The organism is Actinomadura sp. NBRC 104412 (assembly GCF_030269515.1).
Taxonomy (GTDB): Bacteria; Actinomycetota; Actinomycetes; order Streptosporangiales; family Streptosporangiaceae; genus Spirillospora.
The window spans coordinates 1-13677 of the sequence record NZ_BSTM01000058.1 but is presented as its reverse complement, the minus strand read 5'-3'; the positions used below and the strand labels follow the sequence as shown (position 1 = coordinate 13677).

General features: G+C 69.2%; 7 protein-coding genes. 4 read left to right on the top strand and 3 right to left on the bottom strand.

All coding sequences use genetic code 11. The annotated features are described in order from the left end of the window. On the bottom strand, positions 1–463 hold a 463-nt coding region (locus tag QSK21_RS35260; RefSeq protein WP_285702110.1), incomplete at its 3' end, for a condensation domain-containing protein. A 114-nt stretch (positions 464–577) separates the two neighbouring features. Here QSK21_RS35260 and QSK21_RS35255 point away from each other — a divergent pair. The 4 genes from QSK21_RS35255 to QSK21_RS35240 are packed head-to-tail and all read left to right on the top strand — an operon-like array spanning position 578 to position 5282. After that, positions 578–2362 carry an ABC transporter ATP-binding protein gene (locus tag QSK21_RS35255; RefSeq protein WP_285702109.1) on the top strand — a complete coding sequence of 595 codons (1785 nt, stop codon included), beginning with the start codon at positions 578–580 and terminating at the stop codon, positions 2360–2362. Next, complete coding sequence (locus tag QSK21_RS35250; protein ID WP_285702108.1) at positions 2359–4122, top strand: ABC transporter ATP-binding protein; 1764 nt, start codon at positions 2359–2361, stop codon at positions 4120–4122. The genes QSK21_RS35255 and QSK21_RS35250 overlap by 4 nt, the downstream gene beginning before the upstream one ends. After that, positions 4119–4976 carry a class I SAM-dependent methyltransferase gene (locus tag QSK21_RS35245; protein WP_285702107.1) on the top strand — a complete coding sequence of 286 codons (858 nt, stop codon included), beginning with the start codon at positions 4119–4121 and terminating at the stop codon, positions 4974–4976. Before QSK21_RS35250 ends, QSK21_RS35245 begins: the two co-directional genes overlap by 4 nt. Before the next feature lie 54 nt (positions 4977–5030). Then, positions 5031–5282, top strand: coding sequence for a phosphopantetheine-binding protein (locus QSK21_RS35240; RefSeq protein ID WP_285702106.1), 252 nt, complete (start codon positions 5031–5033; stop codon positions 5280–5282). Between the two features lie 76 nt (positions 5283–5358). On the opposite strand, the gene QSK21_RS35235 is transcribed toward QSK21_RS35240, so the two are convergent. Further along, positions 5359–7209 (bottom strand): siderophore-interacting protein, encoded by a 1851-nt coding sequence (locus QSK21_RS35235; RefSeq protein ID WP_285702105.1) that lies wholly within the window; start codon positions 7207–7209, stop codon positions 5359–5361. A gap of 34 nt (positions 7210–7243) precedes the next feature. After that, positions 7244–13594 carry a non-ribosomal peptide synthetase gene (locus QSK21_RS35230; protein WP_285702104.1) on the bottom strand — a complete coding sequence of 2117 codons (6351 nt, stop codon included), beginning with the start codon at positions 13592–13594 and terminating at the stop codon, positions 7244–7246. Between the last annotated feature and the right edge of the window lie 83 nt (positions 13595–13677).

Below are 13677 nucleotides of genomic sequence, written 5' to 3'. Positions count from 1 at the left end.
CAGCACCAGCCCGGGACGCGGAATAGACCTCGGCGACACGGCGAACGAACAAAGAAACGCCATAACCATCAACCAGCAGGATGTTGGTCACAAAAATCCACGCCCAAGCGCCGTTCACACGACGCACCAGGATCGAGACCGACGCCGGCTCCCCCGCAGCAGCCGACGGCGCGGCGGCGAGCCGTTCACGGGCCAGCACCCGGATCTCATCATCGCCAAGACCCGCATCGACGATCTCCGTCTCCAACGTCACGGCAGGATCGACGTACCCAAACGGAACACCATCGTCCTCACCGAAACGCACCCGCAACGCATCGGTCTCAGCGAAAACAGCACTCACCGAAGACCCGAACACCACCGGATCGACCGGGCCCTCCAACCAGATCAACTGACCCGCACAAAACACCGACGACCCAGCAACAAGCCTCCAAGCCACCCAATTGCCCCGCTGGCTCGCGCTCAACCCCACACGATTCAAAGCCGTCAACGGAAGCCACCCACTTCTCTCGAGACCAGGTCGAGCCGACCGAGGCACCGATGCCTTCCACACCAACTAAGGTTAGGCTAACCTTGCGTCGTGCCACCACCCATCCCGCCGCCCGACCACGGACCGGGGGCGGCCATGAGCGACGCCTCGCACTCCGACCCGTTGATGCTGGGGCGGGGACCCCTCACCCGCCGGTTGCCTGTGCTTCTGCAGGCGCCCACCGATCCGCCCGAGGTCCAGCCGTTCGAGACCGGAGCGGGGACCACGCCCGGTCGGTTCCTGTTGCGCGTCATCCTCTCCGTGAGGCGGATCACCGTTCCCGCGACGCTGGCGGCGATCGTGTGGCAGGTGGGCGAGTCGGCGGTCCCGGTGGTGATGGGCCTCGCGATCGACCGGGCGCTGGCGACCGGGGACGCGGGGCAGTTGGTGCTGTGGCTTGGCGCGCTGGTGGCCTTGTACGTCGTTTTGACGGTGGCGGCGAAGTTCGCCGTCCAACTGACCGCGTATGCGATACAGCTGCTGCAGCACCGCATCCGGAGCACCCTTTCGACCGGCGTGCTGCATCCGGTCGGCGGCGGCGCCCACGCGCCGGACGGCGGTGTCGTCTCGCTGATGACCAACGACATCGCCCGCCTGGCCAACGGGGTGCAGCTCGTGATCATGCCGATCGCGAGGATCATGACCATCGGGTTCATCGCCGTGTCGCTGCTCAGGACGCACTGGCTGCTCGGAATCGCGGTCCTGGTGGGGGCGCCGGTGGCGGTGTGGTCGATGGGCGTGCTCAGCGAGCGGCTGTCCCGGGACACCCGCGAGTACCAGGGACTGCTGGCCACCACGGTCGGGCTGGCCACGGATGTCGTGGCCGGGTATCGGGTGGTCAAGGGGATGCGCGCCGAGGCCGAGGCGACCAGGCGGTACCGGCGGGCGAGTCAGGAGACGCTCGTCGGTGCCAAGCGCAACGCGGGGCTGCTGGGAAGGTTCCTGATGGGCTCCGGTGTGGTCACCGGGACGTTCGTCGCAGCGGTGATGGGGCTGGCGGGCTGGTTCGCCGTGGACGGGCAGTTGAGCGTCGGCGAGCTGATCGCCGCCGTCGGCCTCGCTCAGGCGCTGCTGCCACAGATCCAGTCGATCGCGAACAACTCCATCCCCAACCTCGCCGGATCCCGCGCCTCGTCCGCGCGCGTCCTCGACGTGCTGAAGACCGACGCCGCCGCGCCGCACGAGCCTGACGACGTGGCACGGCCGGTGGTCGGGCCGCTGCCGGTGCTGGAGGTGTCCACGCCCGGCGCGACGGTCCGGGTGGAACCCGGCGAACTCGTGGGAGTGCGCACCGACGACCTGACCGCCGCCCGCGTCGCGGAGGCGCTCCTGGATCCGCGCGATCCCGGCAGCGAGGTGGCGGTGCGGCTGGACGGGATCGCCGCGCAAGAGTTGACCGCGCGGGAGTACCGCTCCCGGGTCATGCTCACACCACACCGGGTCATGCTGTTCAGCGGAACGATCCGCGACAACCTCACCGCCACCGCGGCCTCACCCGAGCTTCTGACAGCCGCGGTGCGGGCTGCGGCATGCGATGATTTCGCCGCCGATCTCGACCTCCCGGTCGGTGAGGACGGCAACCGCTTCTCCGGTGGCCAGCTCCAGCGACTCGCGCTCGCCCGCGCCCTGGCGAGCGACGCGCCGGTGCTCGTGCTGCACGACCCGACCACGGCGGTCGACTCGGTCACCGAGCACACGATCGCGAAGCGGCTGCGCGAGGTCCGCGCGGGCCGCTCGACCCTGCTGATCACCTCGTCCCCCGCGTTGCTGGGCGGCTGCGACCGCGTCGTCGACCTGCTCCAGGACGCACCGGTGCCGGCAAGGACGACGCGGTGAACGGGGCGACCGCGGCAACCGGGCACGCGCTGCCGGTCGCGAGCAGCAGGGAGACGGCCAGGCAGGTGTGGCGGCTCAGCCGCGGGCACCGGCTCCGGCTCGCCGCTGTCGCGGTGCTGGGGCTCATCAGCACCGGCGTCAACGTGATCCCGCCCGTGATCGTCGGGTTTCTCGTCGACCGGGTACAGGCCGGTACCGCCGACCTCGGCACCGTGCTGACGGTCACGGCCGTCATGGCGCTCTCGGCCGTTCTTGGCGCGGCCGGTGCCGCGGTGACGGTCGTGCTCGCCACCCGCGTCTACCACATCATCCTCGCCGCGCTGCGCGAACAGCTCGTGAGCCGCGCCATGGCGCTCCCGCAGCACCTCGTCGAACGCGCCGGGACCGGAGACCTGATCTCCCGTACGAGCGACGACGTCACCGCCGTCGCCGATGCCGCTCCCGCCGTGATCCCCGCGCTCACCGTCACCGCGTTCACCATCGTCGTGTCGCTGGGCGGGCTCGCGGCGCTGGAATGGCCGTACGCCGTCGCGTTCGCCGTCGTACTGCCCGTCTACGTGCTCGTCACGCGCTGGTACCTCCGCATCGGCCCGCAGGTGTATCGCGCCGAACGCGCGGCGATGAGCGCCAGGGCACAGCAGATCCTCGAGTCCCAGCGCGGCTACGCCACGGTGCTCGGGCTCGGGCTCGCCGAGCAGCGACACCACACCGTGATGGCCGCGTCCTGGGACGTCGCGGTGCATTCGCTTCGCGCGCGCACCGTGATGGCCATGCTCAGCCTGCGCCTGAACCTCGGCGAGTGTCTGAGCCTGGCCACCGTCCTCGTCACCGGCTTCGTCCTGATCGAGGCGGACGCGTCCACCGTCGGCGGCGCCACCGCCGCGACGCTGATCGTCCTCCGCCTGCTCGGACCGATCAACGAGCTGCTGTACGTCGTCGACGACATCCAGTCGGCCCTCGCATCGCTCAGCCGCATGATCGGGGTCGCCACGATCCCGGAGGAAGCGGGCGAGCCCGCGTCGACGGCGGACACCGGCATCGCCGTGCGGCTGCACGAGGTCACCTTCGGCTACGGCGACGGCCCCCGCGTGTTCGACAACCTCACCCTCGACATCCCCACCGGTCAGCGCGTCGCAGTGGTCGGCGCCTCCGGGGCCGGTAAGACGACGCTCGCCGCCATCATCGCCGGCGTCCACCTCCCGGACTCCGGGACGGTGGCCCGGCCCGGCCGAACCACGTTGATCACCCAGGAGACGCACGTGTTCGCCGGCACGGTGCGGGACAACCTCACGCTTGCCGCCCCCGAGGCGACCGATGACGACATCCACGCGGCGCTGGACACCACCGGGGCGGCCGGTCTGCTCGACCTGTTGCCGGACGGTCTCGACACGATGATCGGCACCGGCGGGCATCCGCTCACCGATGCACAGGCGCAACAGCTCGCCCTCGCCCGGTTGCTGCTCGCCGACCCGGAACTGGCGATCCTCGACGAGGCGACCGCCGAGGCCGGCTCCACCCATGCGGGGTTGCTGGACCGTGCCGCCGAGGCGGCCTTGCGCGGGCGCACCGGATTGGTGATCGCGCATCGCCTCTCCCAGGCCGCGGCCTGTGACCGGATCGTCGTCATGGAGCACGGCCGGATCATCGAGACCGGAACCCATGACGAGCTGGTCGCCGCCGGTGGCGTGTACGGCGGGCTGTGGAGCGCGTGGGAGGCCGGACGGAGCATGAACAGCACATCGGGAGGGACTGGCTCATGACGGGAAGCGCTGTCGGCACGCCGGACAACACGGCGGTACGGACCGCGTTGTGGCGCGCTTTGCACACACTGGTGGACGAGCCGCCGCACGTCCTTGAAGACGTGCTGGGCGCCCGGCTGGCGCAGGACGACGACGGATGGCGCGAGCGCGGAGACATGGTCCCGGGCGCCTCAAGAGGACAGCGCGCCACGATCGTCGGGCGGGCGCGTCTGACCGAGGACCTGGTGGCGGAGGCCGCGAGCCGCGGTGTGGACCAGTACGTGATCCTGGGCGCGGGCTTGGACACCTACGCCCAGCGTCATCCCGATGCGGGCTCGACCATGACCATCTTCGAGATCGACCGACCTGGGACCCAGGGGTGGAAGCGGAACCGGTTGATCGAACTCGGCTATGCCATCCCGGACTGGTTGCGCCTGGTTCCGGTCGACTTCGAGGCGAACGACGACTGGTGGGATCGCCTGCGGGCGGCGGGGTTCGACACCTCGCGGCCCGCGGTGGTGTCCTGGTTGGGGGTCACCATGTACCTGACCGAACAGGCCACGGCGGCGACGCTCAAGCGGGTGGCGAGTCTGCCGTCCGGCTCCTCGCTGATCCTCACGTTCTTCCGGCATCTCGAAGATCTCGCGCCCGAGGACGTGCCGATCCGGCGAGCCTCCAGGGAGGGCGCCCGGCGGGCCGGCACGCCGTTCATCGGCTTCTACACCCCCGGCCGGATCATCGAACTGGCGCGGCAGGCGGGTTTCGCCCACACCGAGCACGTCTCGGCGACCGACCTGGCCGAGCGCTACTTCGCGGGCCGGACCGACGGCCTGCGGCCGTACAGCGGCGAGGAAGTGCTGATCGCCACCGTGTGACACGGCCGACCGGAACTGTCAGAGATTCGGGCAAGCGATGAACGAGGAGTCCTGATGAGCCTGAGCACCGAGCAGTTGATCGCCGACGTCGCCGACGTGCTGTACCTCGAACCCGCGGAGCTCGACTACGAGCTGAGCCTCCGCGACCAGGGGATGGACTCGGTGCGTCTCATGGATCTGGTGGAGCGGTGGCGCACCGCGGGAGTGGACCGGATCGACTTCATCACCCTGGCCGAGGACGCGAGGCTGGGTCACTGGATCGAGGTCATGGAAAAGCTCCAGGCGGGTGACGACGTGGCTTCATGACCCTGAGGTGAGGCGGTCGCCGGGTTCGTCGTGGACGACCCGGCCGGACCGCTCGCCGACCCCCCGGGACCTCAGGTCACGGTGCCAGCACTCGCACCGTGTTGCCCCAGCCCACGAGCGATGTCGCGATCACCCTTAATCCGGCGCCGGCGATGACCGCCTTGAGCTCGTCCTCGGTGCGGTATCCGGATCCGTGGAGCGTCAACCGCAGGATGTCGAGTTCTGCGTCGTGTTCGTCCAACTCGTCGGGATCGAAGGTGTCCTCCACCAACAGCACCCGGCCGCCGGGGCTCAGGCTCGCGGCGGCCTGCCGGAGGATGAGCTTCGCCTCCGCGTCACGATGCTGCCCGAGCGTGTCGATGATCAGCACTGCGTCCGCGGGTCCGGTCTTCTCGAACACCGACTGCTCGACGATCCGGATCCGGTCGCGTCGCGCCGTGTCCGCGATGCCGATCGAAAGATCCCTGCGAAACCACTCCGCCGCGGTGGGGAGCGCCACGATGGTCACCGTCGCCTCCGGATGCCGCGCGGTGAGGTAGTCGGCGTGGACCCCCGCACCGGCCGCGTGGACGACCACCTCGCCGACGTCCCCGAGCACGGGTGACTTCGCGAGCGGCTCGGCGAGCAGGTGCGCGAACCGGGACTTCTTCTCCAGAAGTCGGTGCTCGAAGGTCACGTCACCGCGCAGGGCGTTCCAATCCTTGCCGGTCACCGACTCCAGCACCGGACGATCGTGGCGGACCGCTGCTTCCAGGCCGTAGAGGGCCTGTGTCATGCGGAAGTCGACCCCGTTGGAGACCAGGTGGTCCAGCACGGACTCGTCGGTCAGGAACTCGCCGGTCTTACTGAGCTTGTACTCGTCGCCTTCTCGTTCCAGGAGCTCGATCGCCTGGAGGTATCGCAAGAACTTCGCCAGGGAGCGTTCGTTCGCGCCGGTGTGCTGAGCGAGCGCGGGCACGGTGCGCACCCCGCGGCTGATGCAGTCGGCGATGCCCAGGTTCGCGGCCGCCCGGATCGCCAGCGGCGGAAGCAACTCGGACATCTCATGGAACTTTTCGAATGCCTCCTCGTTGCGCTCAGGATCCGGCAGGGCGGGATCGTCGTCCAACGCCGCGACCTCTGCGCGCCGCCAGTAGCCGGTGTGGTCGATGTCGGACTTGTCGACACCGCGCTCCTCGATGAGATACCGCCGCAGATCACGTACCACGGACTGTTCCCCGGCGAGCCAGGCGAACATCGAGCCCTCTCGCCGGCCGGCCTCGCGCACCGCCTGCAACAGCAACGGCTCGGTGCCCGGTGCCAGCCCGTTCCGCACGACCCAGGTCACCTCGACACCGGGACGTGCCGGGAAGTCGATCCGGTGCGACTCCTCGGCCACCTCGATGTAGACCTCGGCCTGTGTTCCGCCGGGCAGTTCCGCGAGCAACCGGTCGATCGCCGGGATGGCCGTGTCGTCACCGGCGACGAGGAACCAGTCGTACCCTTCGGGCCAACCCCTGGAGACCGACGGTCCCCCCACGTGGAGGCGGTCGCCCGGCTTCGCCCGGTACGCCCATGTCGTGGCGACGCCCACACCGTGTTTCACGAAGTCGAGGTCGAGCTCGCGAGCCTGCGCGTCGTAACGTCGGACCGTGTAGACCCGCCACAACGCCGGCGGGTCGGTCGGCCATTTGAACTTGCCGTCCTTGTAGACCGGGAGCACCGGCTCGCTTTCGCCGGGGTAGGGGAAGATCAACCGGACGTTGTCGTCGAAACCGTCGCTGGCGAACTCGGGGAAGGTCGTACCGTCGCTTCCGGTGAACGATCCCAGCTGATCACCGGTCAGGGTCACCCGGCGCAGCCCGGGAGTGACGTCGACGACCCGCGCCACCTCCAATTCCCGCAGGGCGATGGTGTGCACGAAGGTGGGGCGGGCACGACGCGGCATGGCGACTCCTCATCGAGCAGTTCGAACACAAGACTTAGCAATGCCTGACCTGACGCTGTTCGTCCGTCAGAGCCTCTCGGAGCTCGGCGGCCGCTTGTTCCGCGAAGCCGAGGAACGTGATGGTCGTCCTCTCCGGGGCGATGCGATAGCGGATCACCGCGCGGTACAGCCGCTCGATGCCCTCCGGGGCCGGTGACCCGCCGTCCGGCCCGTAGAGCCGCGTGAGGATCACCGCCGGGGAGGCCGCACGCCGCAATGCCCGGCGTCCGGCCTTGTTGTGGTAGCGAAGCAGTGCCAGCTCGGCGGTCCTGGTCGGCTCGGCCTCGTCGAGAGCGACGGTCGCGGTCGCGGTGAACGGACCGACCGGCGTCGCGGTGTCATCGGGGAGCAGCGGGACCTCCTCGTCGACCACGCCGCCGATCAGCCGTGCGATTCCTGTTGAGCGGAGCGCGTTGCGGACGGCCTCGCCGACGGCGTCCTCGGTCAGGGAGCCGTCCCAGTGGAAGCTGGAGACCGTGCCCGGAGCAAAGGTGGAAACGTCGATCGTCTGGGCTCGGGCGAGAAGGCCCTTCCAGCGGTCGAGGCCGTCCGTGGCCACCGCGTCGCCGGCCGCTTCGACGGCTTCGAGCGCGGGGACGAGCGCCGATGGGCGGGACACGTCCGCCACGCCGGACACCGCCCGCCGAAGCGCCTCCGCCAGACGGTGCAGCGAGGCTCGGTCGACGATCGCCGCGTGGACGGCGAGCACCGCGACCGTCCGTTCGGGGTGGTGCGTGTAGGCGAGGGCGGCCGGGCGGCCGGTCGAGATGTCGATGAGATCGACGGCGGCCGACCTGATCGCGTCGACATCGACGTTCGTGCCGGTGGTCACCTTCACGGTCTGGGGCTGGACCGCCTCTGGAGGCAGGAGGTAGGTGAACCAGAGCCGCCGGCCGGTGGCGTCGATCGACAGGCGAAGCGCGTCCGTGTCGGCGACGAGTGCGCGGAAAGACGAGGCGACCGAGTCGCTCATCGCCTGTGCGGGCAAGGTGATGAGCTCGGTGAAGACGTACTCATCGGGTGCGGCGCCCGCCTCACGCAAGCGCTCGAGGGCAGCGGAGGTCGGCACGAGCACCGGCTCGGCCGGAATGGCACCGTGCCTCGACGGCGCAAGCAGCTCAGCGAGGGCGCCGATGGTCCGTCGAACGAACACTTCGGACAGTTCGAACGTCAGACCGTGCTCACGAGCGTGGGCGACGAGCCGTGCCGCGGAAATGCTGTCACCGCCCAGGCGGAAGAAGTCGTTGTCCACGCCGAGGTCGATGTCGTCGCCGAGGTGCAGCACGTCGCGGAAGGCGCGGGCGAGGGCGATCTCGGTGTCGGTCTCCGGTGGCCTGCCGTCGGCGGTGCCCGCGGCCAGGCTCGGTTGCGGCAACGCGCGGCGATCCAGTTTCCCGTTCGCCGTGACCGGGAACGCGTCCAGGCGCAGGAACGCCGCGGGCACCATGTAGTCCGGCAGCGACTCCGCGAGATGCTCGCGCAGGGCGTCGAACAGCACCGCGTCCTCGTCGTCCGCAGTGCTGGTCGTGGTGATGTAGGCGGCGAGGTACATGCCGCCGGCGGGGTGATCCAGAGCGGCGATCGCCGCGCCCGACACTTCTGGATGCCGTTCGAGGACGGCGCCGATCTCGTCAAGCTCGATCCGGTATCCGCGGATCTTCACCTGGTCGTCGCTGCGGCCTAGGTACTCCAACCGTCCCTGGGAGTTCCACCGCACCACATCGCCCGTGCGATACAACCGCGCGCCCTGGTCACTGAACGGGTCGGCCACGAACCGGTCAGCGGTCAGGGCCGCGCGAGCCACATATCCATCCGCGAGCTGCACCCCGCCCAGGTAGAGCTCACCTGCCACACCGACCGGCACCGGACGCAACCACTCGTCGAGAACACGGGCCGTCGTGTTCGCCACCGGAACGCCGATCGGCACCCCCACCGCATCGACGAGCTCGGCCCGCACCACCGGTTGAGCGGTCACGTCCACGGCCGCCTCCGTCGGCCCGTAGAGGTTGTGCAGTTCCGCGTTCTCGAACAGCGCGACGGCACCGGCCGCGGCCGACACGGGCAATGCCTCGCCGGAGCAGAACACTCGTCGTACCGAATCCACCGACGTGCGGTCCGGGTTCGAGGTGAGGAAGGCTTGCAGCATGGACGGCACGAAATGAACGATCGTCACCGCGCGACGACCGATCACTTCGAGCAGGTACCGCGGATCCTTGTGCCCGCCCTCCCGCGCCACGACCACCACCGCGCCGGTGACCAGCGGCAGGAAGAACTCCCACACCGACACGTCGAACGTGAACGGGGTCTTCAACAGCACCCGGTCCGGCGCACCGATCCGGTAGAGATCACGCATCCACCACAGCCGGTTGACGATCGCCCGGTGCGTGATCTGAACGCCCTTGGGGCGTCCGGTGGTGCCGGAGGTGAAGATCACGTACGCGGCGTCCGCCGGGAGCAGCGGACGCGACACCCGCGGTGGGTCCACCACGCCGGCATCGAGGTGTCGCCGCACCGGTTCGTCGTCGATGAACAGGACGCGCACCGGATGATCGGTGAGCACGTGCTGATGAACACCGGCGGTGCGCCGGTCAGTGATCACCGCACGTGGTCCGGCGTCCTCAAGAATGTGCTTGACGCGTTCGGCGGGGTAGTCCGGGTCGACCGGCACGTACGCCGCCCCGGCACGGATCACCCCGGCCAGGGCGACCACCAGATCGGCCGAGCGCGGCAGTGCGACCGCGACCCGATCTCCCACCCGCACGCCGTCCTCGACGAGGAGGTGGGCGAGAGCGTTCACCCGCGCATCGAGTCGGCCATAGGTCAGTTCGGTGCCGTCATCAGCGATGACCGCGGCCACATCCGGGCTCGCCGCGACCTGCCGACGAATCAACTCGTCAAGAGTCGCGTCGGGAACATCGAGCGTCCCGCCACACGACCACGCGTCGAGCCGCCGCGACTCCGGCGCGGGCAGCAGATCCAGCTCACCGACCCGTGCCTCCGCACCGGCGGCGATCGTCTCCAGCACCGACGTGAAGACGGCAACGAACCGCTCAGCAGTGGCCTCGTCGAACAGATCGGTCGCGTAAGCGAGCTTCCCGCTCAGATCGTTGACCGAATCGAAGATGTCGAGGTCGAGATCGGCCTTGACCGCACCCACCGTCGCGAAGGCCGGTACCGCCTTGACGTTCCCGATGTGCAGGCCGTCCGCGCGGCCTTCGACGACGCGGTGGGTGAGCATGACCTGGAAGAGGGGGTTGCGGCCGGCGGAACGCTCGGTGCCCAGCGCGCGGATGATCTCCTCGAAGGGCGCGGCCTGGTGCTCGAACCCGCCGAGGACCGTTTCCCTGGTGTTCCGCAGAACGTCGGCGATCGAGTCACCGGCGTGGAACCGATGGCGGATCGGCAGAGTGTTCACGAAGTATCCGACCAGGTCCTCCAGGCCGTCCTCGGTGCGTCCGCCGACCGGTGAACCGATCACCACGTCCGCACCGGCGCCCAGCGCCGAAACGGTCAACGCGGTTGCGGACTGGAGAACCATGAACATGCTCACGCCCTGCTCGTCCGCGACCTGACGCAGGCCGGCCACGACCTGTGGATCGATGGTGAACCGCAGATCCGCACCACGGTGGGTCGGTGCCACCGGCCGGGCCCGGTCCAGCGTGATCGTGGACTCCTCGGGCGCATCCGCGAGGACGTCACGCCAATAGGCAAGGTGCTGGGAGAGCATCGAACGCGAATCCGACGCCTCACCCAGGACGTCGCGTTGCCAGATCGCGTAGTCCGCGTACTGGACCCGCAACGGCGTCCATGTCGGCGCCTCCCCCGCGGCCCGCGCCTGGTAAGCGGTCGACAGGTCGCTCAGCAGCGACGGGACCGACCATTCATCCACCGCGTGGTGATGTACCGCGACAACGAACACCCAGTCGTCAACGCCGGCGCGGAACAGCGCGACACGGATCGGGATGTCGGCCGCGAGATCGAACCCGGTCTGCACCACCGCGCTCACCCGCGCATCCACGCCGGCGGCGTCCACACCCGTGACGTCCTCAACGAGCAGAGAGAGCCTGTCGGCCGCTTCGTCCACCGGAACGACGACCTGGCGGAGCGTGCCGTCCTTCTCCACCAGGAGCGTGCGCAGCGCCTCGTGACGGGACACCACATCCCGTACCGCCATGATCAGAACATCAGGCTTCAGATCGCCGCCCAGTCGCAGCACCACCGGCACCACGTACCGTCCACCCGGCCCACCCAGCTGATCGATCAGCCAGAGTGCTTGTTGTCCGTAGGAGACCGGGAGGGCGGCTGGGCGTGGGAGGTCGCCGATGCGTGCGCCGGCGGTGCCGGAGGGTTGGGCGGTGGTGGTGGTGTCGGCGATGCGGGCCAGTTCGCCGATGCGGGGGTGGTCGAAGACATCGCGGAGGGTGAGCGCGGTGCCCAGTAGCGCGTTGGCGCGTGCGACAAGTCGTGCTGCCAGCAGGGAGTGCCCACCGAGGCGGAAGAAATCGCTGCCCACGCCCAGAGTGGTGTTGCCGTCCAGGTGCAGGACATCGCGGAAGATGCCGGCCAGGGCGATCTCGGTGTCGCTTCGGGGCGCCCGCCCCTCGACCGCACCCGCGGTCAGGTCTGGTTGCGGCAGCGCGCGGCGGTCCAGCTTTCCGTTGGGCGTGACCGGGAACCGGTCCAGGCGGGTGAACGCCGCGGGCACCATGTAGTCGGGCAGCGACTCCGCGAGATGCTCGCGCAGGGTGTCGAACAGTGGTGTGTCTTCGGCGTCCGTGGTGCTGGTGCTGGTGGTGGTCACATAGGCGGCGAGGTAGTGTCCGCCGGCGGGGTGGTCCACGGCGATGACGGCGGCACCCGACACGCCCGGATGCCGCTCGAGAACAGCGCGGACCTCACCGGGTTCGACCCGATACCCACGGATCTTCACCTGATCGTCGCTGCGGCCGAGGAACTCCAACCGGCCGTGGGAGTTCCACCGCACCACATCGCCCGTGCGATACAACCGCGCACCCTGGTCGCTGAACGGGTCGGCCACGAACCGGTCAGCGGTCAGGCCGGGGCGTGCGATGTATCCGTCCGCGAGCTGCACCCCACCCAGATACAACTCACCCGCCACACCTGCCGGCACCGGGCGCAACCAGGCATCAAGCACGTGCGCGGCCGTGTTCGCAACAGGTACACCGATCACAGTGCTCTCGGTGTGGGTGATGGTGGCGGCGGTGCCGTCGCCGGTGACCTCGGTCGAACCGTAGAAGTTGTGCAGCACCGCGTGCGGCGCGGCAGCCCGCATGGCGCGGGCGGTGCCCGCGGTGAGCGCCTCACCCGAGGAGACCCACGACCGCACCGAGGCCAGCGCCGCGGGCGCGCCGTCGTGGCGGACCAGGACCTCGGCCAGGCTCGGCACGGTCAGCAGATGCGTAACCCGGTACCGGGCAATTGTGCCGAGCAGACCGGCCGGATCTTGGGCGGTCTCGGCGGGAACGACCACGACCCGGGCACCGGCGATCAACGGCCCGAACAACTCGGTCACCGCATCAACAAAACCAAGACCGCTCTTGCACAGCGCCACATCCCCCGGCTTGTAGCCCAGTACTCGCCGGCCCCACGCCAGACGGTTGACCAGTGCCCGATGGGTCAGGGCCACGCCCTTCGGCTTGCCAGTGGTCCCCGAGGTGAAGATCACCACAGCCGCGTCAAGCTCGTGCAACGACCGCATCAAAGCAGGGGTGGTTTGCTGGCCGGTCGCCAACCGTCGCTGTACTTGGTGGTCGTCGATGCGAAGTACTGGTGCGGAATGTTCGCCCAGTACGTGCCGATGTGCATCGGCGGTGTGCCGATCGGTGATGACCAGCGCAGGTGCCGTGTCGCCGAGGATGTGTTCGACGCGTTCGGAGGGGTATCCCGGATCGATCGGCACATAGGCCGCCCCGGCACGGATCACACCGGCCAGCGCCACCACCAGATCGACCGAACGCCTCATGGCGACCGCGACACGATCCCCCACCCGCACACCCCGCCCGATCAAAAGGGCGGCGACAGCGTTGACCCGTGCATCGAACTGGCCGCAAGTCAGCTCGGTGCCATCCTCGGCGACGACCGCGACCGCGTCCGGATCGGCCGCGACCCGCTCACGCACCAGCGCATCCACCGTCACCGGCGCAACATCAAGCGCCTCACCACACGCCCACGCCGAGACCAGACCATCACCATCAGAGGCGAATCCGCTACTCAGTTCGTACAGGGTCTGGGCCGGGGACCCGCCCAGGACAGCATCGAGGAAACCGCCGAACTGCCCGGCATGCAACACCGGATCGCCCGTAGCGGACCCCGCCGACAACTCCAACCGGATCCCGCTGCCGGGGGTGCGGTAGACCGCCAGGTCCAGTGACCCGACCGGGCCGGTACTGATCGTCTCAGAAACCGCGT